At 38.5% G+C, this 22,681-nt stretch carries 20 protein-coding genes and 1 other annotated feature; of the genes, 7 read left to right on the plus strand and 13 right to left on the minus strand.

From position 1 onward, the window contains the following. Positions 1-3: 3 nt before the first annotated feature. From opp3C to AC1ECF_RS07460, 3 genes are all read right to left on the minus strand, one after another. The gene (gene opp3C / locus AC1ECF_RS07450) at positions 4-1,023 is read right to left on the minus strand and encodes an oligopeptide ABC transporter permease (RefSeq protein WP_480388769.1); all 1,020 of its coding nucleotides are present in this window, start codon (positions 1,021-1,023) and stop codon (positions 4-6) included. Then, on the minus strand, positions 1,023-1,955 hold the full coding sequence (opp3b, locus tag AC1ECF_RS07455) for an oligopeptide ABC transporter permease (protein ID WP_480388770.1): 933 nt from the start codon (positions 1,953-1,955) through the stop codon (positions 1,023-1,025). Before opp3b ends, opp3C begins: the two co-directional genes overlap by 1 nt. 200 nt (positions 1,956-2,155) lie before the next feature. After that, positions 2,156-3,865 (minus strand): peptide ABC transporter substrate-binding protein, encoded by a 1,710-nt coding sequence (locus tag AC1ECF_RS07460; RefSeq protein WP_480388771.1) that lies wholly within the window; start codon positions 3,863-3,865, stop codon positions 2,156-2,158. Positions 3,866-4,979: 1,114 nt separating this feature from the next. Between AC1ECF_RS07460 and AC1ECF_RS07465 the strand changes: the two genes are divergently transcribed. Then, positions 4,980-5,324 carry a DUF3899 domain-containing protein gene (locus tag AC1ECF_RS07465; RefSeq protein ID WP_480388772.1) on the plus strand — a complete coding sequence of 115 codons (345 nt, stop codon included), beginning with the start codon at positions 4,980-4,982 and terminating at the stop codon, positions 5,322-5,324. A 52-nt stretch (positions 5,325-5,376) separates the two neighbouring features. Next, positions 5,377-5,591: a binding site (T-box leader), on the plus strand. Positions 5,592-5,634: 43 nt separating this feature from the next. Further along, positions 5,635-6,624, plus strand: coding sequence for a tryptophan--tRNA ligase (gene trpS / locus AC1ECF_RS07470; RefSeq protein WP_480388773.1), 990 nt, complete (start codon positions 5,635-5,637; stop codon positions 6,622-6,624). 413 nt (positions 6,625-7,037) lie between these two features. Here trpS and opp4C read toward each other — a convergent pair whose 3' ends face one another. From opp4C to AC1ECF_RS07505, 7 genes are all read right to left on the minus strand, one after another. Further along, entirely contained in the window at positions 7,038-7,964 is a 927-nt protein-coding gene (opp4C, locus tag AC1ECF_RS07475; RefSeq protein ID WP_480388774.1) for an oligopeptide ABC transporter permease, read from the minus strand. A 15-nt stretch (positions 7,965-7,979) separates the two neighbouring features. Then, positions 7,980-8,945 carry an oligopeptide ABC transporter permease gene (opp4B, locus tag AC1ECF_RS07480; protein ID WP_480388775.1) on the minus strand — a complete coding sequence of 322 codons (966 nt, stop codon included), beginning with the start codon at positions 8,943-8,945 and terminating at the stop codon, positions 7,980-7,982. Positions 8,946-9,092: 147 nt separating this feature from the next. Then, complete coding sequence (opp4A, locus tag AC1ECF_RS07485; protein ID WP_480388776.1) at positions 9,093-10,823, minus strand: oligopeptide ABC transporter substrate-binding protein; 1,731 nt, start codon at positions 10,821-10,823, stop codon at positions 9,093-9,095. 21 nt (positions 10,824-10,844) lie between these two features. Further along, a complete protein-coding gene (locus AC1ECF_RS07490) occupies positions 10,845-11,864 on the minus strand; it encodes an ABC transporter ATP-binding protein (RefSeq protein WP_480388777.1) in 1,020 nt (339 codons plus the stop codon). Continuing rightward, entirely contained in the window at positions 11,861-12,889 is a 1,029-nt protein-coding gene (locus AC1ECF_RS07495; protein WP_480388778.1) for an ABC transporter ATP-binding protein, read from the minus strand. The genes AC1ECF_RS07490 and AC1ECF_RS07495 overlap by 4 nt, the downstream gene beginning before the upstream one ends. Positions 12,890-13,250: 361 nt before the next feature. Then, complete coding sequence (gene fabF / locus AC1ECF_RS07500) at positions 13,251-14,489, minus strand: beta-ketoacyl-ACP synthase II (RefSeq protein WP_480388779.1); 1,239 nt, start codon at positions 14,487-14,489, stop codon at positions 13,251-13,253. A 25-nt stretch (positions 14,490-14,514) separates the two neighbouring features. Next, entirely contained in the window at positions 14,515-15,450 is a 936-nt protein-coding gene (locus AC1ECF_RS07505) for a beta-ketoacyl-ACP synthase III (protein WP_480388780.1), read from the minus strand. 162 nt (positions 15,451-15,612) lie between these two features. Here AC1ECF_RS07505 and AC1ECF_RS07510 point away from each other — a divergent pair, with 162 nt between their 5' ends. Further along, complete coding sequence (locus AC1ECF_RS07510) at positions 15,613-15,807, plus strand: DUF2929 family protein (protein ID WP_480388781.1); 195 nt, start codon at positions 15,613-15,615, stop codon at positions 15,805-15,807. Positions 15,808-15,861: 54 nt separating this feature from the next. On the opposite strand, the gene AC1ECF_RS07515 is transcribed toward AC1ECF_RS07510, so the two are convergent. Further along, positions 15,862-17,994 (minus strand): ATP-dependent Clp protease ATP-binding subunit, encoded by a 2,133-nt coding sequence (locus tag AC1ECF_RS07515; RefSeq protein ID WP_480388782.1) that lies wholly within the window; start codon positions 17,992-17,994, stop codon positions 15,862-15,864. A gap of 123 nt (positions 17,995-18,117) precedes the next feature. On the opposite strand from AC1ECF_RS07515, the gene AC1ECF_RS07520 reads away from it, so the two are divergent. After that, the gene (locus tag AC1ECF_RS07520; RefSeq protein WP_480388783.1) at positions 18,118-18,813 is read left to right on the plus strand and encodes a Crp/Fnr family transcriptional regulator; all 696 of its coding nucleotides are present in this window, start codon (positions 18,118-18,120) and stop codon (positions 18,811-18,813) included. A 246-nt stretch (positions 18,814-19,059) separates the two neighbouring features. Here the strand turns inward: AC1ECF_RS07520 and AC1ECF_RS07525 are convergent, their stop codons facing one another. Beyond that, positions 19,060-19,368 carry a metal-sulfur cluster assembly factor gene (locus AC1ECF_RS07525; protein WP_480388784.1) on the minus strand — a complete coding sequence of 103 codons (309 nt, stop codon included), beginning with the start codon at positions 19,366-19,368 and terminating at the stop codon, positions 19,060-19,062. A gap of 54 nt (positions 19,369-19,422) precedes the next feature. Beyond that, positions 19,423-20,181, minus strand: a complete 759-nt coding sequence (locus AC1ECF_RS07530) for a prolyl oligopeptidase family serine peptidase (protein ID WP_480388785.1) — start codon at positions 20,179-20,181, stop codon at positions 19,423-19,425. A 122-nt stretch (positions 20,182-20,303) separates the two neighbouring features. Here AC1ECF_RS07530 and AC1ECF_RS07535 point away from each other — a divergent pair, with 122 nt between their 5' ends. From AC1ECF_RS07535 to AC1ECF_RS07545, 3 genes are all read left to right on the plus strand, one after another. Beyond that, entirely contained in the window at positions 20,304-21,113 is an 810-nt protein-coding gene (locus AC1ECF_RS07535) for a Cof-type HAD-IIB family hydrolase (protein WP_480388786.1), read from the plus strand. Positions 21,114-21,134: 21 nt separating this feature from the next. Beyond that, positions 21,135-21,992 (plus strand): DegV family protein, encoded by an 858-nt coding sequence (locus tag AC1ECF_RS07540; RefSeq protein WP_480388787.1) that lies wholly within the window; start codon positions 21,135-21,137, stop codon positions 21,990-21,992. Positions 21,993-22,110: 118 nt separating this feature from the next. Then, entirely contained in the window at positions 22,111-22,617 is a 507-nt protein-coding gene (locus tag AC1ECF_RS07545; RefSeq protein ID WP_480388788.1) for a DUF3231 family protein, read from the plus strand. Positions 22,618-22,681: the final 64 nt, after the last annotated feature.

The raw sequence follows: 22,681 nt of genomic DNA on the forward strand, positions 1-22,681 counted from the left end.
TCCTTAGTCCTTCATTTTTGGATCTAGTGCATCACGAAGACCGTCACCTAATAGATTAAATGAGATCATGAGTAAACTGATAATCGTAGCTGGGATAAATAGAATATGTGGCTGGAATTGAATTAATTTATACCCATCGTTAATTAATGTACCCAATGATGCATCTGGCGGCTGTAAACCTAGACCGATAAAGCTTAAGAATGCTTCGAAAAATATAGCACTAGGAATCGTAAACATAGTATTAATAATGATAATACCAAGAATATTAGGAAGAATATGCTTAGTAATTATCCGACTATCGCTTGCTCCTAGCGTACGAGATGCAAGTACGAATTCTTGGTTTTTGAATTTTAATACCTGTCCTCGAACAATACGCGACATACCAGTCCAACCGGTTATGGTTATCGCTATAATGATAGCCAATATGCCAGGCGGCATGAACAAAATCATTAGGATTACGATAACTAACGTTGGAATACCGATTAGAATTTCTACTATACGCTGCATGATATCGTCTACTCGCCCACCATAGTAGGCAGAAATACCACCGTATGCCACACCAATAACCATATCAATCAATGCAGCTGCAAATGCGATGAGAAGAGAAACTCTTGTTCCTTCCCATACACGTGAGAATAAATCACGGCCCAATCCATCTGTACCGAACCAATAATACGTATCGACATTTTTCATTTCGTATAAATCTACTTCTTTTCCTGCTAATGTACCAACACCATCAAATATTCCAAGCTTTTCAAGACCTGGAACCTTTGGAGGTAAGTTTGCGTGTGTAATTGTTTGATGGTCCGACTCATGAGGACTCAGCATTGGTCCAATAAAAGACATCAAAACAATCAATAATAGAATAATCATACTTACGATAGCAGCCTTGTTTTTACGTATTCTTAGCCAAGCATCTTGCCAAAAGTTTAAACTAGGTTTAACAATACGTTCAGCTTGGGTACTATCAATATGAACTCTTTCAAACGACTCAGCAGGTAATTTCGGTATTTCGTTACTCATTAATTATTACCTCCTGACAAACGAATACGTGGGTCTATAACTCCATATAGTAAATCTACTATGAAGATTACTAGAATTAAGAATGCAGAGAAGAACAGTGTTGTACCCATAATTATAGAATAGTCGTTTGTATTAATAGACTTTACAAATTGCTCCCCTATTCCAGGGATTGCGAAAATTTGTTCGATAACCAGGGAACCTGTTAATAAACCTGCAGCCATTGGTCCTAATACAGTTACTAGAGGAATCAAAGCATTTCGGAATGCATGCTTAAACGCAATTTCAAACCAGTTCGCACCTTTTGATTTAGCTAAGACAATATAATCGGAGCTTAACACTTCAATCATTTCCGTTCTTATAAAACGTGCAGCTGTTGCTAAAGGTCCCATTGCCAAAGCGATTGACGGAAGTACACTTGACATCCAGCCATCTTTCCATAACGCTACTGGGAACCATTCAAGTTTTACTGCAAACCAATATTGCAAAAATGTTGCAAATACAAAAGAAGGTATTGAAATACCAATGATAGCAATTAGTGTACTACCATAATCCCAAATTGTGTTTTGCCGCAGTGCAGCAATCATTCCTAATACTATACCAATGGTCACACCTAAAATCATCCCTTGCGCACCTAAAATCATAGATGGTCCTAATCGACTGATGATTAGATCTGTAACCTCAGCATTTTTAAACTGGAAGGAGTTACCTAAATCACCTTGTACCAAATTAAGCATATACTTTGCATATTGAACAGGCACCGGTTGATCTAAACCATATTTCGCTTCCACTATCGCAAGTTGTTCAGAGGATAATTTTGAAGCAGAACTAATGGGGGATCCTGGGAGCGCCTTCATTAAGAAAAATGTTGCGGTCGCAATCAGGAAGAATGTAATAACCATATATATTACACGACGTAGAATATACTTTGCCATCTTTTGCACCTCCTAAATAAATATTACTGAATTAACAAAACAATCTACTAATCTATATAAACAGAAAACATATTGAGTTGTCAAAGTCAAAACATCGTAGATAAAATATTTCGTTAATTTAGCTTCATTTAAAAAGAGAGTATATGATCCCCTAGGAATTCATATACTCTCATCTTATGAGATTTTAAAGCTTTTACAAATTAGTTTTTACCTTCGATGTAAGCCCATTTGTAGCTATAGTCTCCACCGAATGGGTGAGCTACCACACCTTTAACATATGGTTTTTGAAGCTGCATAGCTCCACGTTGGTAAATTGGTCCAATACCGAAATCTTCATCGATAAGGATTCTTTCTGCCTCAGCAAGTGCTTGCCAACGAGCTTCTGCATCTAATGCTAATTCGTTATTAGCACTTGTAACTAATTCATCATACTTTGGATTAGAGTAAGACATTTGGTTGTTTCCTCCACCAGTTAACCATAAGCTCATGAAAGTATATGGATCTTGGTAGTCAGGTCCCCAACCAGCAACTTGAATATCATAATCTTGGTTAGTATCAAGCTCTAAACGAACTGCGAAAGGCACTTCTTTAAGCGAGATTTTTAAACCTGGAAGATTTTTTTCTAATTGATCTTTGAAGTACTCATCCATTTTCTTAGAAAGATCAGAGTCTCCACCTAAGATTTCAAGAGTAACTTCTTCCACACCTAGTTCTGCTAATCCTTTTTCCCATGCAGCTTTAGCTTCTTCAGCGTTGTGAGTAGCCATATCGCCATTCACATCACGGAAGTCATTACCGTCTTGGTCAAACGAAAAGCCTTGAGGCACTAAGTAGTTAGCAGGTACAGAACCATTAGCAAGTACTACTGCTGCTAAATCTTCTTTGTTAAATGCTTTAGAAATTGCTTCACGAATATTTACATTAGCAAGTGGAGTTTTTTCTCCATTACGTTCTTGGTTGTACTTAAAGTAGAATACATTTGTTTCTAATTCAGTTACAAGCTCTGGATCGTTTGCATATTGCATCGCATATTCACCAGATAAACCTACGCGGTCTTTTTCACCGTTTTGGTATAGGTTAACCCCAGTAGCAGTTTCTTTTACTACGTCATAGTTAATTTCAGTAAGTTTTACAGTTTCAGCATCCCAGTATTGATCATTTTTCACTAGTTGCCAATTTAAGTTTGTTCCATCCCATCCTTTTAGAACGAATGGACCGTTATATAATAATGCATCAGAGTTTTTAGAATAGTTTTCGCCTTGAGCTGTAACGAATTCTTCTTTTTGTGGTAAGAATGTACCAAATGACATTAATGATAAGAAGTATGGTACAGGTTTTTCAAGAGTTACAACTAAAGTTTTGTCATCTTCAGCTTTAACACCTAGTTCAGTATATTCCACTTCTTTTGCTACGATTTCAGAAGCATTTTTGATTACACCTTCCATCATGTATGGACCGTATTCAGAAGCAGTATCTGGGTTCATAGCACGTTTCCAAGCAAATTCAAAGTCGTGAGCAGTTACTGGAGATCCATCAGACCATTTTGCATCACGTAATTTGAAAGTGTAAACTAAGCCGTCTTCAGAGATTTCAGGCTCACCTTCAGCAATTGCAGGTACAGCAACGTTTTCTTGGTTTAAGCGATATAAACCTTCGTTGACGTTGTTAAGTAGATCGAAACCAACAGAGTCAGTTACTAGAGCAGAATCAAGTGTTGGAATCTCAGATCCCATGATTAAGTTTAATACTTGTTCTTCGTCTAGTGTTGCTTCTGGTTCATCTTTTGCTGGTGTATCAGTATCAGCTGGTGTTTCTTTAGTTGCTTCTTTATCGTCCCCGCCACAAGCAGCTAGGAAAAGAGTAACAACTAGCAATAGGCCAAGAAGCCATGTTAATTTGCTATTTTTCACTTTAATAACCTCCCTAATATTCAGAAAAATTCATTACCTATATTATTATACATTTTCTAAAGCGGTTGTACATACCTTTCTATAATTATTTTTACAGTTTGGTAACAAAATCATTACATTGTACTAAAATTTGTGAACGCAAATTTAATTTTTAGTTTATTTTTGATATTCTTACTTTGAGAAAATTCCAATTTTACAATCTATTATTTGACTGTTTAATCACAATATTTCCTAATTAAGTGAAAATTATCTTTTGGAATCAATTTTTGTCTTGTATTTTTGTGGTAATAGATAGATTGCTTTCTGGATTATTTTATTGTCTACTACCCTATTCATAGGTTGGTAATACTCTCGGTGAGGTGGAATTTACTCTTGGTTGATTGAATTTTTTCTGATTTCGGTGTTTTGTTATTAGCGGTCGGGAATCAAAGTCTTCGGTCGGCTTCTGCGAGTGACTTTTGGATAGTAAGCGAGCGGCGACCACTTCCCCATTAAATTTGCTTTACTCTCGTTTAGCGTTAGCTTATTCTCGTTCGTCGATATTTTATTCTCGGTTAGCAGCTATTTATTCTCGGATAGCCATGATTTACTCTCATTCAGCCACTTTACTCTCATTCGGAAGAAGATTACTCTCGGATAGCCAGGATTTACTCTCGGTTAGAATGGTTGAAAGGCATGGCCGGTGCATGCTAGATAACCAGGGATGACTTGTAAAAGGCTTTCTTGTTGATCTGGTTATTCTCGTTCGTGGTGATTTTATTCTCGGTTAGCAGCTATTTATTCTCGGTTAGAGATGATTTACTCTCATTCAGCCACTTTACTCTCATTTTTTTCTCGGATAGCTAGGATTTACTCTCGGTTAAAATGGTTGAAGGGCATGGCCGGTGCATGCTAGATAACCAGGGATGACTTGTAAAAGGCTTTCTTATTGATCTGGTACTCTCATTCGTCGAGATTTCTTCTCGGCTAAAATGGTCAATGCCATGTAGAGATGAAGGGATGACTTTCCTTTTTGATACAAAGTCTTTCCTAATTGATCTGATATCTACATGATTAACTTACTTTTGATTCTTTTCTCGCTATCCTCTATAATCTTTATGGATAGAGGTGAATTATGAAAAAAAGAGTTTTATATTTTATTGGACTTCAGCTATTAATCATCCTTTTTACTGTAATTGTATATAGAAGGCTAGACTTAGAGAGCTATGCAAATATGTCATTTTATATAGGAGGCTCCATTACTGTGTTCGGGCTTCTCACATATGTGGTGGCTGGCGGTTTCTTTGATTTTTTCACCAAAAGCACAAGAAAGGTTTTTACGCCTAAACGGATGAAAGAAGAAGTCGACCAGATGAGATTGCCCTCAGAAATTTTTTCTTTTCCATATAAGCCAATTATAGCGTTAGGATTCTCCGCTCTTCTATGTATGTGCATTGCTTTATTCTTCTATTACAGCTAAAAATTGTTGGTTGATTTTTGAGTTACTTCTATATATAATATTTAGAAATAAATATCGGGCTATGAGGAAGAATAGTACATTTAATGTTGTATGTAGAGAGAGTCTGTGGTTGGTGCAAACAGATCATACCTTAAATCGAATGGGCTTCTGAGCAGTATATGTGAAATAACAGTAATGTATACCGAGACCTTCACGTTACGAAGATGAGTGGCTATGTATTTAGCAAGCTGGGTGGTACCACGGATTTTAACATCATTCGTCCCTTTTTAGGGAGGCATGATGTTTTTTTATTTTAAGGAGGAATTTATGGATGAAAAGAGTATTTTCAGGTGTTCAACCAACCGGTGTCATTACCCTCGGAAATTATATCGGTGCTTTTAAGCAATTTGTAGATTTACAAGATTCTCATGATTGTGTATTTTGCATCGTTGATCAGCATGCAATCACTGTTGCCCAGGATCCAAAAGAACTTCGTGAGCATATACGTTCTTTAGCTGCCCTATACTTGGCAATTGGCGTTGATCCTGAAAAATCCATTTTATTTATTCAATCAGAGGTTCCAGCACATGCTCAAGCAGGATGGATGATGCAATGTGTCTCTTATATTGGCGAGTTGGAAAGAATGACACAGTTCAAGGATAAATCATCCGGCAAAGAAGGCGTATCTTCCGGCTTATTGACCTATCCACCTTTAATGGCAGCTGACATTCTACTATATCAAACAGATGTTGTACCAGTTGGTGAGGATCAAAAGCAGCATGTAGAGCTAACGAGAGACCTTGCTGAGCGCTTTAATAAACGCTACGGTAAAATGCTCACAATACCGGAGCCGCTTATTCCTAAAAATGGTGCACGAATTAAATCGTTACAGGATCCTTTAAAGAAGATGAGCAAATCCGATGAGAATCAAAAAGCGACCATTCGAATTTTAGATACACCGAAACAAATTGAGAAAAAGATTAAAAGCGCTGTAACAGATTCAGAGGGAGTAGTTGCATTTGACCCTGAGAATAAGCCAGGGGTTTCTAACTTACTTACAATCGAGGCAGCCTTAACAAATACCTCTATTCCAGAGCTTGTAGAAAAATATGCAGGAAAAGGCTATGGGGATTTCAAGGCTTCCGTTGCAGAAGCAATCATTAACCACTTTACCCCTATTCAAGAACGCTATAACGAGCTTATAAATTCTAAAGAGCTAGATGAGATTTTAGACCAAGGTGCTTTAAAGGCAAATGAACTTGCGAATAAAACACTAGCTAAGATGGAAGCCGGAATGGGTCTTGGAAGAAAACGACCATAGTCATACAGAGTATGGAAATACAAAATACAATAAAATCGTTTGAATTAAGCATGTACAAAATAACAGAGCTCAAGGAATGACCAAGCGCTAAAAAGTTTAAGTAGAGAATAATATTGGAACAGCTCAAAATTGCAATTCCGTAGCTTATTAAAAATAATAAAAGCTTTATAATTATCACATCCTTCCTAAAACATATGAAAAACCGTTCCTAAACTTTCGTAAAGGAACGGTTTTTTTGCATGAGACTTTTTTGCTTATGCGTTTCTATTGTTCAGCGCTTTGCCCCTCGAGGGCCAACAGGATGTTGGTCAAGAAAACGTTGTCACACGATGTGACGTTCTTAGTTTTCCTTCCGTACTCGCCGGTACCCATTTGCTTGTCGGGGCAGACATAGGCGCTAGCGCTTTTCTTTATTATCTTAAAGATTTAGGGTTGAAGGCATCTTTTAGACCCTCTCCAATAAAGTTAATGGAAAGAATAGTTAACGTAATTACTAGAGCTGGTGGCATCCACATCCAAGGTTTCCCTTGAAGTACGTCTGGCTCATTTGCAAATGCTAACATATTCCCCCAGCTCGGTATTTCTTGAGGAACACCAAACCCTAGGTAGCTCAGACCTGACTCTGCCACGATCATTCCAGCAAATAATAGTGTTGCTTGCACAATAATCGTAGAAACTACATTAGGTAATAAGTGTTTCATAATGATTTTTGTTGGACTACTACCTATGGAAACAGCGGCAAGTATATACTCATTTTCTTTTTCAGCAAGTATTTTACTCCTTACCAAACGTGCGCCACCACCCCAGCTAAGCAATCCAATTACCCCTATTAATACCCATAAGCCATCAACTTTGTCACGTAAAATCGTATTTAAAACGATAACAAAAACAAGGAATGGAAAGTTTAGAACGAAATCGGTAAAACGCATGAGTAGGCTATCTATTTTTCCTCCAAAGAAACCTGCCAACGCTCCAACTAAAGATCCGATCACTACTACAATCAATGTCGCCGAAAATCCAACTAATAATGAGATTCTTCCACCATAGAGAAGTCGAGCAAAGACATCTCGCCCACTTTTATCTGTACCTAGTACAAACTCATCGCTAGGTGGCTTACTCATATGCGCAATGTTAACTGTCTTTATATCCTCAATTGGAGATACCATTGGTACTATTACTGGTGCGAGTAATGAAGTGATAATAACTATAGATAGAAAGACAACACTGATCATCGCAAGCTTATTTCGAAGGAATTTTCTCCTTGCTATTGCTAAGGGAGAAAGACTTTTATTATTATTCTGTGGCTGATTTAAAGCCGTGGTAGTCGTTGATGTTGTCATTTTCTTTCCTCCCCCCTATTCCAAACCAATTCGAGGATCTACAACGCCATATAATAGGTCTGCGATTAGATTTCCTATTAAGGTTAAAACCGTAAACATCATCGTCAAGGTCATAAGTGTTGGATAATCACGATTAGTTACAGATTGTAAAAATAGCTGTCCAATACCTGGGTAAGTAAAGATGGTTTCCGTAATAATTGCACCACCAACTAAGCTTACAAAATCAAATCCTAAGAAAGTTACTAATGGAATAATGGAATTTCGAAGAATATGCACGTTATAGATCTTAGACATTTTTGTTCCTTTTGCCCTTGCAGTACGCACATAGTCTTTTCGGGAATTCTCGATAATATCATTTCGTAAAAATTGCGTATAGGATGCTGTACTTAATGCCCCTAATACTAATGCAGGTAAGATTACATGATGAATCCTACTTAAATAATATTCGAATGTTCCATCAGTTACTTGGATATCCACTGAGCCCCCGAAAGGAAACCAGTGCAAATTAAAAGAAAAGAAGTAAATGGCAAATACTGCTGCTACAAATGATGGCACAGCTAATGCCGTATAATTAAAGCCGGCAATTAGATTGTCTCCCAGAGTATATGGCTTTCTACCAGAATACATTCCCATTAGGAAAGCTAAGAAATATGTAATGACAAGAGCTGATACTCCAAGAAAAATGGTATTTGGCAGCTTTTCTGCAATTAAGTCTGCTACATCTATTTTATAGCGAGTAGATTTTCCGAACTCTCCTTGTACAAAATTTGTAATCCAGTTCCAATATTGCACAGGGATAGGGTCGTAGTATCCAGACTTTTGACGCATCTCTTCAATGTAAGCTGGGTCAGTGTTGTTTGGATCTATTTCGCCACTGAAGGAATCCCCTGGCATTAGCTTTGCTAGAGTGAACACCACGATGGATACAAGGAAAAGCATTGGAATCATTCCAAGAATCCGTCTGATTGTATATTTTAACATTGCATACTCTCCTTGTCTGACAATCTTTGTTGCTAGCTCTCAAGCACGGTAAGACACATTTCAGGAAATAAATCTTACCGTGCATAAGAGCAAAAAATTAGAATTCAGCGGCAGCATATTTGCGTGCCGCTGAATCTTTACACTCTATTATTCTTTAATCATGTACCATTCAGATGGGTTATTTGTTCCAGAAACGTCGATTGTAACCCCACCAACTGATTTAGTAACAGCTAAGATTTCTTCAAGCTCTGCAATATAAAGCATTGGAAGCTCTTCGTTCATGATTTTTTGCCATTCAACATAAATTTCTTTACGTTTTTCTTGGTCTGTTCCAACAACCTCAATGTCTAATGCATCGGTTAGCATTTTATCAGTTTCAGGATTGCTGTAACGAGTGTAGTTCCATAATTGGTCAGATCTTTGAGTACCAGTTGGGTCTGGATCTGCTCCAACACTCCATCCACCGAAGAATGTTTCGATAGCTGGGTCATCTTTTTCAATCATGTCATAGTAAAGGTTAACTTCTACCATTTCTAACTCAGTAGCTAAACCAATTGCATCCCAGTATTGAGTAAGTGCTTTTGCACGTGCTTCAAATGTAGGGTTTCCTGTAGCATAGTGAGAGAATTTCACAACAAATTTCTCACCATTTGGATCTTCACGTTTACCGTCTCCGTCTTTATCAACAAAGCCAGCTTCGTCTAACAATTCCATCGCTTTTTCAGGATTGTAGTCATAAGTGTTTAATTCGCTCTCATCAGCAGAAATCCAGTGTGCTGAAGGAACTGGCTTACTTACTGGTTTCGCATAACCAAACCAGAATGCATCAACCCACTCTTGACGGTTAAGTGCATACATCATCGCTTGACGTAATTTTTTATCTTGATATTTTGGTAATGTTTCAGAAACAACAAGTTTCTCGTTGTCAAACTTACCTAACTTAAATCCAACATAGTAATAAGAAAGACCTGGAGCTGTCATAATTTCTACGTTATCTAATTTTTCTACTTCAGGACCAGAAACTGGTTGTAAAGCGATCATGTGAACATCTTCATTTTGTAGAGCACCTACAGTAGAAGTATTATCAATTACACGTACGATGATTTTGTCTAGGTTAACTTCACCCTTCCAGTAATCTTCGTTACGTACTAATTCAACTGACTCACCTGGTACAATTTTTTCTACTTTGAATGCACCAAGACCAATTGGATTTGTTCTTACCAGGTCACTAGCAGACATTTCAGCAACTGGGATGTCTGCAAATGCTTTAGATGGCATCACGTATGTCCAAAGATCTGTTAAGTTGTTTACACGAGCTTGATCAAATGTTATTTCAATTTCATAGTCATTGATTACGTTGATACCAGAGATACTGTCTGCTTTTCCTTCACGGAATTCAGCAGCACCTACGATATTTTGAACGTTAGAATAACGTGGACCATCATAATCTGGATGAGCAAGTGTTTCTAAAGCAAATACCCAGTCATTAACTGTAAGTTCATCGCCATTATGGAATTTAACACCTTGCTCAAATGTAAATTTGAACACTTTGTTATCTTCTGTTTCCCAAGAAGCAAGGTTTGGCTGTGGAGCAAGATTTTCATCGAATTCGATTAACCCTTCATCAAATAGGCCAATAATTTCTGCATCTGTAGCAATTCCATAGAATGAGAAGTTAAATAATCCTTCTGGAGCTGCATCTAGACCGTATACTAAAGTACCGCCTTTTTTATCTTCTTCTGGTGTTACTGCTTCAGTTGGCTCTTTCTTTGTGTCATCAGCTGGTGTTTTTTCTTGGCTATCTTCATTACATGCTGCTAAGAATAAAGTTAACGTTAACATCATGGCAACTAGCCAAAATAGAGACTTCTTGTTCATTCTTTTCCCCCCAAATATTTTTTAGTTTTGATCATACAAGATACACGCTACATAATGCCCTGGTCTTACTTCCTTCAAAGAAGGCTTTACTTGTGAGCAAGCTTCCTGTGCCATTGGACATCTTGTATGGAACGGACATCCGGTTGGCGGGTTTGCAGGGCTCGGAACATCACCTTGTAACACGATGCGCTTTTTCTTCACTGTCGGCTTGGGCTCCGGGATAGCAGAGATGAGCGCTTGCGTATAAGGATGCAGCGGTTCACTGTATAAATCTTTATTTGAAGCAATCTCAACGAGGTTGCCCAAATACATTACTCCGATACGATCGCTCATATGCTTTACCACACTTAAATCGTGGGCAATAAACAAATAAGTTAGACCGTATTCTTTTTGTAGATCCTTTAGAAGATTCAATACCTGTGATTGTACAGATACGTCTAACGCTGAAACTGGTTCATCCGCTATAATCATCTTCGGGTTTAATGCTAGCGCACGGGCGATTCCTATACGCTGCCTTTGACCACCTGAAAACTCATGGGCATATTTGTAATATGCTGCTTCAGGTAAACCAACTTTGAGTAATAATCCTTTAATATATGATTCTAATTCCTTAGGATTCCGTTTTTCATAGTTTAGTATGGGCTCTGCAATAATATCCCCAACCATTTGCATAGGGTTTAAGGAAGCATAAGGATCCTGGAAAACCATTTGAAAATCTCTTCTAGCCATTTGCAATTTCTTGCCTTTAAGGTTTGTAATATCTTTTCCATCAAAGAATATTTTTCCACCAGTCGGCTTCATCAATCGGAGAATTGTTCTACCTGTAGTTGATTTCCCACAACCTGATTCTCCTACAAGACCAAGGGTTTCACCTTTGCGTATAGTAAAGGATATGTCATCAACTGCTTTTACATTTCCTACTACTCTTCTAAAAAATCCCCCGTGAATCGGATAGTACTGCTTTAAATTTTCTACCCTTAGCAGCTCTTCGGGTTCTAATAATTCTGACTTTTCTTCCTGTGCGAAATCCTTTGTTGTCATACTACGCTTGCTCCTTCCTTCACTATGCTCATATCATATAGGTGGCAAGCAACTTCGTGCCCAGCTTCCGTTTCTATTAATTCAGGTGTAATAACTGTACATTGAGGCATTGCCATTGGGCATCGATTAGCAAATCTACATCCCACTGCTGGCATATCTTTTAGAGATGGAACTAGCCCATCAATTGTTGCTAGCTTTTCCACATCCTCATCCATTTTAGGTATTGCTTGCATCAGAAGCTGTGTGTATGGATGCTTCGGTCGTTCAAACAACTCTACGACATTCGCTCTTTCGGCAATCTTACCAGCGTACATAACAATAACTTCATCACATATCTCGGCTACCACGCCTAAATCATGCGTGATTAGGATGATTGACATGTCATTCACTTCTTGAATGTTTTTAAGTAATTCTAAGATTTGAGCTTGTACGGTTACATCAAGGGCAGTTGTTGGCTCGTCTGCGATAAGAAGTTTCGGTTGGCAGGCAATGGATATAGCGATCATCACCCTTTGTCTCATTCCCCCAGATAATTGATGAGGATATTCATCCACAATTTTCTCTGCTCTTGGAATACCAACGCTCTTTAACAACGCGATTGCTTTCTCTCTAGCAGCCTTTTTCGATATCTTTTCGTGATTTAAAAGCACTTCTTGTATTTGGTAGCCAATGGTAAATACAGGATTTAAAGATGTCATTGGCTCTTGGAAAATCATAGAGATATCTTTTCCTCGGATTTTATTCATCTGATTGTCGTTCATTTCGGAAATTACTTTGTCCTCAAAAACAATCTCTCCACCGCGGATTTTACCAATGCCTTGAGCTAAGAGCTGCATGATAGAAAGGGACATAACGCTCTTTCCACAACCAGATTCTCCTACTATTCCGACAATTTGCTTCCTGTTTACGTGGAAAGAAACATTATCGACAGCGTTATAATATTCACCATCTATCTTAAAACCAGTTTGTAAGTTTTTCACTTTCAATAAGGGTGTCTCTTTCTTAAAAGTATGATTGATTGCCATGTGTACACCTCAAATTTTTTATTTGTTGTTCTCTTAGATATGAATTTTATTACAAGTTTATTTCAAGAGCAATACATTTTTTAACTTTTCAATCAATTTGATATATTTACTCAATTCCATAAAGTACAAGAAAGTCAACTGCCATCTATATTTGGAAGGATATTAGTTGTTTGAAAAAAATTTTTTTATTTACCATCAAATATTCGACTTTTTTTCAAACTAATTTCATAGAATGATTACAAAAAAACCTATTCCTTCTCATTTATATGGAAAGAATAGGTAACTGATAGGAAAATTAAACTAGATGATGTTTTTAAACTTAATCAGGAGTAAAACAAATTTCTCAAGATAGACTGATATGCTAATCTAGCTTTTTAAATAATATACTTGCATTATGACCACCAAAGCCCAACGAGTTACTCATAGCAAATTGAATACTCTTTTCTCTTGCTTCGTTTGGTACGTAATCTAGGTCACATTGTGGATCTGGCGTCTCTAAATTGATCGTTGGCGGAAGGATACCTTCATGTAAGGCTAGGACTGTAAAGATGGCCTCTACACCACCTGCTGCTCCTAATAAATGACCAGTCATTGATTTTGTGGAGCTCATGGCAAGCTTATATGCATGCTCTCCAAAAACGCTTTTCACAGCCATTGTTTCAAATGCGTCGTTATAAGAGGTACTGGTACCATGCGCATTAATATAATCTACCGCTTCTGGTTGAACGTTTCCATCCTCCAATGCCTGTTTCATCGCTCTTGCAGCTCCCTCTCCTTCTGGCGCTGGTGCCGTGATATGGTGAGCGTCTCCGGTTGAACCATAGCCAATTATTTCTGCATAGATTTTTGCACCACGTGCTTTTGCATGCTCATAATCTTCTAGAATTACTATCCCGGCTCCCTCGCCAATAACAAAACCATCTCGATTTGCATCAAACGGTCTGGATGCTTTTTCAGGATCTGTATTTAAGCTAAGCGCTGTACTGGAACAAAATCCTGCAACTGACATACTTGTAATGGGTGCTTCCGCGCCTCCTGCTATCATAATGTCCGCATCTCCACGTTCAATAACCTTAAAAGCATCGCCTATGGAGTTCGTGCCAGAAGCACATGCGGTTACTGTACAAGAATTTATTGCTTTAGCACCAAAATGAATAGACACCTGTCCAGAAGCCATATCAGGAATCATCATCGGAACAAAGAATGGACTTACTCTTCTAGCACCCTTCTCTAAAAACACACGAAATTGCTGTTCATATGTTTCCATTCCTCCAATGCCGGAGCCAATCCATACACCAGTACGAAGTCCTAGCTCATCTGTTATCTCAAGTCCTGCATCTTTTACAGCCATAATGGAAGCAGCCAGGGCATAATGAGTGAATCGATCCATTTTCCTAGCATCTTTTTTATCAATATAATTTTCAATTTGAAAATCCTTTACTTCTGCCGCTATTTTAGCTGAAAATAAATCTGCATCTAACCTAGTTAGCATTCCTACTCCAGATTTACCTGCCTTAATTCCAGACCAAGTTGTCTCCAAATCATTCCCTAGCGGGGTAACTGCACCTAATCCAGTTACCACAACTCTACGCTTTGTCATCCTTATTACTCCCCTTTTTTTATATTTATCTTCCCCATTTAAGTGTAATAGCGCCCCATGTCAATCCTCCACCAAAGCCTACCATGACAATGACATCATCGTCTTTCACTTTGCCATTATTAAGCTCTTCTTTCAATGATAAAGGAATAGAAGCCGAAGAAGTATTCCCATATTTATGAATTGTCTTCGACATCTTTTCTACCGGAAGCTCTAGTCGTTCTCTAGCAGCCTCCATAATTCGAATATTAGCCTGATGAGGTATCAGTAAATCTATATCCGTTTTCTTCAGACCAGCCTTTTCTATGACATTGACAGCGGACTCACCCATCTGACGAACTGCAAATTTAAATACTTCACGACCATTCATATAGATGTGAGGTCCGTCTTGGAATAAATACTTTCCACCAGTGCCGTTTGCTCCAAGCTCGTAAGAAAGGATTCCTCTACCTTCTGAAACCTTTCCAACCACAGCTGCACCTGCTCCATCTCCAAATAGAACAGCTGTATTTCGATCCTCCCAATTAGTGACTTTCGATAATTTTTCTACACCTACTACTAAAACATACTTATATGTGTCTGATTCGATAAATTGCTTTGCCGTTACTAATCCATACATAAATCCAGCACAAGCTGCCGAAATATCCATCGCAGCTGCATGAACTGCACCGAGCCGTTCTTGAATCATCGTTGCCACACTTGGAAAAGGTTTGTCAGGTGTTACAGTTGCAACGATAATCAACCCAATTTCTTCAGGAGAAATTTGTGCATGTTCGATTGCATTCTCAGCCGCCTTGAATGCCATATGAGAAGTATCTTCCTCAGGACCTGCAATTCTTCTCTCTTCAATCCCAGTCATTGTACGAATCCATTCATCTGAAGTATCTAATCGATTTTCTAAATCGTGGTTAGTTAGAATTTTCTCTGGAGTGTGGGTTCCTAAACCGATAATACCAGCATTCATCGTATCCCTCTCTTCTTGTAATCTATTATTAGTACCTGGTATTAATAATAGCGAATAAAACATTAATTTTCAATATAATTAGAACCATTTATAAATATTCTTTTGCATTGGGACAACATATGGTATGATACAGTTAGTCAATTTAAGCATGAGGTGAATGAAATGAAATATATTATGACGTTCTTTTGGACAATTATCTTAGTTACAATGCTTAACTATGTAGTTGGTTCCGTTCAAGGTGTAGCGAAGTTTGAATTAATGGACGGGCTTTATATGGCCATTCCGGCAGCTATTATCATTTTGTTGATTACTGCAATTATTCCAAACGATCCAGCTCCAACACATGACCATCATTAATCTATAAGAAAAGAGGGTGTCCCGATATTTTGGGTACCCTCTTTTTTTATCAACTTAAGCCGCAGTGACTACAAGCTCATTGTTTTCAATCCTAGCTTCAATTTTTCCGCCTGGTGGAATACTTCCGCTTATGAGCATACGTGCAACCGCAGTTTCTAAATGACGCTGGATAAATCTCTTTAAAGGACGCGCACCGTATGCCGCATCTGTCCCTTCCTTTACAATCCATTTATACACATCTTCGTGAACCTGTAAGCTCACTTCTTGTTCTACTAAACGCTTTTGTAGCTGTTTCACATATTTTTCTGCTATTTTTTCAAAATGCTGAGTCGATAAAGAATGGAACATAATGATGTCATCCATTCGATTAAGCAGCTCCGGTTTAAAATGGTCACGTAGCGCCGCCATTACCATTGCTTCCTCTGCTTCTTCCACTGTACCTGTTGTATTTGTAAGGTATTGTGAACCTATATTAGAGGTTAAAATTACAACCGTATTCGTGAAGTTTACAATTCTACCTTGACTATCGGTAATACGACCATCATCCATCAGCTGCAACAGAATATTCGCAACGTCTGGATGAGCCTTTTCAATTTCATCCAATAATACAACGGAATATGGATTTCTTCTTACTGCCTCTGTCAGCTGTCCGCCTTCTTCATATCCTATATAACCAGGAGGAGCACCAACTAAGCGGGAAACACTATGCTTTTCCATATACTCAGACATATCGATTCGAATAAAATGGTCCTCCGAATCAAATAGGTTTGCAGCCAATGATTTAGCAAGCTCCGTTTTCCCAACACCAGTTGGCCCTAGGAATAAAAAGCTTCCAATCGGCTTATTTGGATCCTTAATACCAGCTCTTGCTCTCCATACTGACTCTGTCACTAATCGAACTGCTTGGTCTTGGCCAACTACTCTTTCACCAAGTGTCTCCTTTAGTCTAAGCAGCTTTTCTCGTTCTCCTTCGACAAGTTTCGTCACAGGTATCCCTGTCCATCTAGAAATAATAGAAGCTATCTCGTCGGAGGTTACCTCCTCACGAAGCAATCTATTTTCTGCTCCTTTATTAACATCCTGCTCATATTCAGTTAATTCTTTTTCAAGTGATGGAATTCGCCCGTGTCGAAGCTCTGCTGCTTTATTTAAATCATAGTTATTTTCCGCTTCCTCTAATTCTCTACGATAACGGTCCAGCTCTTCTCTCTTCTGCTGAATAACTTGGATGGCTTTCTTTTCATTTTCCCATTTGCTTCTCATTTCTTTTGTAGAATCTTCCAATTCCTTCAGCTCTTCACGCAATAGTTCTAAACGCTTCTGACTAGCAGCATCCTTTTCCTTCATTAACGCCTGCTCTTCAATTTGGAGCTGCATAATACGTCTAGTGACCTCATCCAATTCCTGAGGCATAGAATCTATTTCTGTACGAATCATTGCACAAGCCTCGTCTATCAAGTCAATTGCTTTATCCGGAAGAAAACGCTCCGTTATATAACGATTTGATAGCTGGGAAGCTGCCACTATTGCTCGGTCATGTATTCGTACACCATGGTGTAACTCGAAACGTTCCTTCAACCCACGTAGAATAGAAATAGTATCCTCTACAGACGGCTCACGAACTAGAACCTGTTGGAATCTCCGCTCAAGAGCAGGGTCCTTTTCAATATGCATTCGGTATTCATCTAATGTAGTCGCACCAATACAGTGTAATTCTCCACGAGCGAGCATAGGCTTCAGCATATTACCTGCGTCCATTGCTCCATCTGACTTCCCTGCACCAACTATCGTATGGATTTCATCAATAAAAAGAATGATTTGTCCTTCGCTTTCTCTGACCTGCTTTAACACAGCTTGAAGGCGCTCTTCAAATTCTCCACGGTATTTTGCTCCAGCAATTAACGAACTCATATCAAGCTCATAAATTTCTTTTTCTTTTAATCCTTCCGGCACGTCTTTTTTTACAATCCGTTGAGCGAGTCCTTCTACTATAGCAGTTTTACCAACGCCTGGTTCTCCTATTAAGACAGGGTTATTTTTTGTTTTTCTAGACAAAATACGAATAACATCTCTGATTTCTTGATCTCGTCCGATGACAGGATCCATCTTTCCTTCTTTAACTGCTGTTACTAGGTTTCTTCCATAAGTATCTAACGGGCTTTTTTGATCTTGCTGATTTAATTGCATTACTTTCAACTCCGTTCTAAAAAAGTTTGACCTTTCTTGACTAATACAATAGTATTGCTTCTAGCATATATTGTAAAGAAATATGCTATGATGGATAGAAAACTGGAAAGGTGGGGGTCATAAGTGAGCGATAATATATTATTATCCCCAGACATTGTAGCTTTATTTCAGCAATATGGTACAAATATAAAGATTGAAAAAGATAGACCCGTCTTTAAAGAGGGAGAGCAATCCAATGATATCTTCTTCATCCATACTGGCTCTATTAGTATCGTAAAAGATACAGAGGGTGGCAAACAGATGATGCTAAGAATTGTTGGTCCTCAGAATTGCATAGGGGAGGATTCAATCTTCTCAGACAGCTCAATCCATCATTTTTCGGCAATTTCTATGGAGCCCACTCTTTTAACCGCGTTAAATAGAAGTAAATTCGAAGCACTTCTAGTAAACTCAACGAGTATAATGGTAGAGTGGACGAAATATGTACAGCTTATATACTCTAGAAATCAAACAAGGTTCCGAGATTTAATGTTAAATGGGAAAAAAGGTGCTCTGTACTCTACTTTGATTCGTTTAGCGAATACTTATGGAGTTCCTGAGAATCATGGGAGTATTAAAATAAACTTCCCTTTAACCAATCAAAATATTGCCAACCTTTGTGCGATGAGTAGAGAAGTAGTGAACAGAATGCTAAATGACTTAAAAAGTGAAGGCATCGTATCCTTTCAAAAGGGTATCATTACCATTCATGACATAGAAAAATTGCGCAATGAAAACCAATGTGAAAACTGTCCCTTATGTATTTGTCGAATAGATTAAGAAATGCGCAAGCGCCTACGTCTGCCCCAACAAGCAAATGGGGTACGGCGAGTACGGAAGGAAAACTAAGAACGTCACATTGTGTGACAACGTTTTCCTGACCAACATCTTGTTGGCCCTCGAGGGGCAAGGCGCTGGAGCTGAACAGCACTGAAATACGCAAGCGCCAAAATTGAAAAATTTGTATTTTTAAAATAAAAAAGTGTATGCCCCTGAATAAGGAGCATACACTTTTTGCTGTTCTTTTTACCTTATCCCTAAAGCAATCTTTGCATAACGTGACATGTTATCTCTTGACCAAGGTGGATTAAATACGACATTAACCTCTGTATCCTTAACCTCAGGCAACTCTGCCAATGCAGTTTTTACTTGATCAACAATCATAGGTCCCATTGGGCAACCGATGGAAGTTAGTGTCATTGTTACAGTAGCTAGTCCTTCCTCTGTCAAATCTACCTCATATACTAGGCCTAGATTTACTATGTCGACTCCTAGCTCAGGATCGATCACATTTTCAAGGGCCGACATCATGCTATCTTTCATGTCTTGATCCATTTATGATTCCTCCTAACTTCTTTCATTTCACCTAATCATAGCAAACTAACATCATTATGCCAAACTGTTTGCAAGCCACTCCATCGCTCTTAGCATGCCTTTACGAGAAACTGCATGCCCTGAGGATTTTTCACTCATGAATTCGATGCTTTCCTCACCATATGCAGCTTGAAATTTCTGAATAAAAGCTGCAGTTGGCTTGTAAGGAACCACTTCATCTTTCTCACCATGCCAGAAAAACAAGCCCTTCCCCTCCAGCTTTTCCATTTGAGTGGTAACATCAAACATTGCAAGCGTAGCAAACATTTTTTCTCTTTCTTCATCTGACAGAGGAATTTGGAAGCCACTTGTTTCAAATGTCGAAATTTGCTGCTTCGCAAGCTCTACATAGCCTGGCGTTCCCATCATAATAGCAGCTGAGTCAATCCATGGATATGCAGTTAAACACCCAAGGGCTGTAATCCCACCCATGGAGGTTCCTGCAACTCCCATACGTTGAGTTGTAAGATAGCCTCTTTTCTCGAGTTCCTTCTTTAGCTTCCCTACTTCTTCTATAGAAGTTAAAACAGTTTCCCAAAACCGAAGACTCATTTGGATTTGATCCAACTGCTCGTCGCGTTCCCCATGTAAATGAGCATCAGGCATGAATACTCGAACACCTTTTTGTACAAGCTGATACGCATAATGCAGGTTGTGCTCTTTCCCACTTTCAAACCCATGTAAAAAAATTACGATGGGCGCTTCTTCATCCATACTATTATTGTATATATGTAAGAGAGGTATACCATCCCACTTTTCTGATTGAACAATCATTCCATCCACCTCCGATAATATATTATTTTACCAAAGCAAAAGCTCTTTTTCAAAAGACGTTAATTCGTTTTGACGTCCTACCTTTAACAGGATACACTTTACAATAGAGAGGAGTTTAAGAAATGGATCGTCATTTAATTGTTTTAGATTTAGATGGAACTTTATTAACAGATGAAAAGGTCATATCTTCCAAAACGAAGAAAGTCCTTCTTCAAGCAAAGGAAGCTGGCCACGAGGTTATGATTGCTACTGGGAGACCTTATCGAGCTAGTGAAATGTATTATCGTGAACTAGGATTACATACTCCCATCGTAAATTTTAATGGAGCTTTCGTGCATCATCCAAAAAATGCTTCTTGGGAGATAAAACATACTCCTATTGACTTGAAAGTTGTAAAAGAGGTAATCGAAGCAGTAGAAGAATATTCTATTAAGAACATGCTTGCAGAGGTAAAAGATGATGTGTACATGCATTACCACGATGAAAAAATGATCTCTGCCTTTGCTTTGGGTAACCCCTATCTAACAACTGGAGACTTGCGCACTTTTTTAACAACAGATCCTACCTGCTTACTCATTCATCCAGAAGAGGAATCAGTAGAGCAAGTAAGAAAGCATCTAGGAGACGTGCATGCAGAGGTAATTGACCACCGTCGCTGGGGCGCACCTTGGGATGTAATAGAAATCGTGAAAAGTGGCTTGAACAAAGCAGTCGGCCTTTCCCATGTATCAAATTATTTGGGCATACCGAAAGAGAGAATTATTGCATTTGGGGATGAAGACAACGATTTAGAAATGATAGAATATGCCGGAATCGGTGTAGCGATGGGCAATGCAATTAAACCATTACAAAATATTGCGAATGAAATAACTTTTTCTAATAACGAAGATGGTATTGCAGAATTCTTAAAGGAAAGATTAAAATTAACGTAAAACGATTTAAGGGGGATGGATATGAAAATATTTGCAGATAGTGGCAGTGACTTACCAAAATCATTTTTTACAGAGAATAACGTGGAATTATTTCCTCTTCGTGTTCATATTGAGGACAAGGAATATGAAGACATTGTAGCTATTAACTCTATGGAAGTATATCAAGCAATTCGAAATGGAAGTCAGCCGAAAACCTCCCAGGTTTCACCGGAGCTATTTTTAACCGTTTTTGAAGAGCTAGCAAAATCAGGCGAAGAAGGAATTTATATTTCCTTTTCCTCCGAGCTTTCCGGTACATACAGTACAGCTGTTATGATGAGGGAACAAGTCTTAGAAAAATACCCAGAGTTGAAATTAACCATTATCGATTCAAAATGTGCATCTCTTGGCTATGGTCTCCTTATCCAAGAAGCTGTAAAAATGAGAGACTCTCATTCTACTCTTGAAGAAATAGAGAAGACAATTACAAGCATGGCTTTGAACATGGTGCACTTATTTACAGTAGAAGATTTAGATTACCTTGCCAAAGGTGGCCGAGTTTCAAAAGCTAGCGCATTTATTGGTGGGCTATTAAATATTAAGCCAGTTTTGCATGTGGAAGATGGAAAGCTTGTTCCGATTGAAAAGGTGAGAGGCTCTAAAAAAGTAATTAAACGAATTGTTGATTTAATGGATGAAAGAGGATCCAATTTTTCGGAGCAAATCGTAGCGATTAGCCATGCAGATGATTTGGAAAAGGCGAATGAATTAAAGCAAATGATCGAAGAGCGTTACCAACCAAAAGAAGTACAAATCCATTTAATTGGCTCCGTAATCGGTGCACACACTGGTCCTGGAGCTGTAGCTCTATTTTTCTTGAATAAGCAATCATTCCAATAACTTTTTAGAGTAGGCAAGTCTTTTGAGACCTGCCTACTTTTTTGGATACTTCTGCTGTTTACATCCATACTAATCTCTACATGAAGAAATTCATGATAATCAACAAAGGAGATAAATTATGGGAATCCTATCAGGCAATCAACAAAATGAGCCACTGCATTGTGGCGAGGTTTTTACTATTTGGACAAACCTAACAGTAAACCAAGGTTTCGTTGCAGCGTATCAAACATTTTATAACCACACTGGTGATGAAGACTTACGCAAGATCATCCTTGATTTTATTGACTGCGCAAAGGACGAGAATAAGGAGCTTGAAAAAGTATTAAAAGTAAATGGTGTAGGGCTTCCACCTGCCCCTCCTGAACGACCTGTCGCTAACCTAGAGGACATCCCAGCAGGAGCAAGATTCAATGACCCTGAAATTGCTGCAGCGTTAGGAATGGACGGAGCAGCTGGCTTAGTATCTTGTAGTGAGGCAATGGGTATCTGTACGCGAGAAGATATCGCCATGATGTATGGACAATTCCATATGAAAAAGGCACAGCTTAGCGCGAAGCTTTTAAAGCTGGTAAAGGAAAAGGGCTGGCTAATCGTCCCTCCTCCATATCTTCAACACCAAGCATAACTGTCCATGCTAAACGATAAGGCGCATTCTATTCATACAAAATAGAATGCGCCTTAATTCTTTA

The organism is Psychrobacillus sp. Z3-81 (assembly GCF_056620325.1).

Excerpts from the sequence above, each read along its gene's own strand:
- opp3C (WP_480388769.1), bottom strand. The coding sequence starts at position 1,023 with ATGAGTAACGAAATACCGAAATTACCTGCTGAGTCGTTTGAAAGAGTT.
- opp4C (WP_480388774.1), bottom strand. The coding sequence starts at position 7,964 with ATGACAACATCAACGACTACCACGGCTTTAAATCAGCCACAGAATAAT.
- AC1ECF_RS07490 (WP_480388777.1), bottom strand. The coding sequence starts at position 11,864 with ATGACAACAAAGGATTTCGCACAGGAAGAAAAGTCAGAATTATTAGAA.
- AC1ECF_RS07495 (WP_480388778.1), bottom strand. The coding sequence starts at position 12,889 with ATGGCAATCAATCATACTTTTAAGAAAGAGACACCCTTATTGAAAGTG.
- trpS (WP_480388773.1), top strand. The coding sequence starts at position 5,635 with ATGAAAAGAGTATTTTCAGGTGTTCAACCAACCGGTGTCATTACCCTC.
- AC1ECF_RS07530 (WP_480388785.1), bottom strand. The coding sequence starts at position 20,181 with ATGATTGTTCAATCAGAAAAGTGGGATGGTATACCTCTCTTACATATA.
- AC1ECF_RS07505 (WP_480388780.1), bottom strand. The coding sequence starts at position 15,450 with ATGAATGCTGGTATTATCGGTTTAGGAACCCACACTCCAGAGAAAATT.
- opp4A (WP_480388776.1), bottom strand. The coding sequence starts at position 10,823 with ATGAACAAGAAGTCTCTATTTTGGCTAGTTGCCATGATGTTAACGTTA.
- AC1ECF_RS07535 (WP_480388786.1), top strand. The coding sequence starts at position 20,304 with ATGGATCGTCATTTAATTGTTTTAGATTTAGATGGAACTTTATTAACA.
- AC1ECF_RS07525 (WP_480388784.1), bottom strand. The coding sequence starts at position 19,368 with ATGGATCAAGACATGAAAGATAGCATGATGTCGGCCCTTGAAAATGTG.
- AC1ECF_RS07515 (WP_480388782.1), bottom strand. The coding sequence starts at position 17,994 with ATGCAATTAAATCAGCAAGATCAAAAAAGCCCGTTAGATACTTATGGA.
- fabF (WP_480388779.1), bottom strand. The coding sequence starts at position 14,489 with ATGACAAAGCGTAGAGTTGTGGTAACTGGATTAGGTGCAGTTACCCCG.
- AC1ECF_RS07510 (WP_480388781.1), top strand. The coding sequence starts at position 15,613 with ATGAAATATATTATGACGTTCTTTTGGACAATTATCTTAGTTACAATG.
- opp3b (WP_480388770.1), bottom strand. The coding sequence starts at position 1,955 with ATGGCAAAGTATATTCTACGTCGTGTAATATATATGGTTATTACATTC.
- AC1ECF_RS07545 (WP_480388788.1), top strand. The coding sequence starts at position 22,111 with ATGGGAATCCTATCAGGCAATCAACAAAATGAGCCACTGCATTGTGGC.
- opp4B (WP_480388775.1), bottom strand. The coding sequence starts at position 8,945 with ATGTTAAAATATACAATCAGACGGATTCTTGGAATGATTCCAATGCTT.
- AC1ECF_RS07465 (WP_480388772.1), top strand. The coding sequence starts at position 4,980 with ATGAAAAAAAGAGTTTTATATTTTATTGGACTTCAGCTATTAATCATC.
- AC1ECF_RS07540 (WP_480388787.1), top strand. The coding sequence starts at position 21,135 with ATGAAAATATTTGCAGATAGTGGCAGTGACTTACCAAAATCATTTTTT.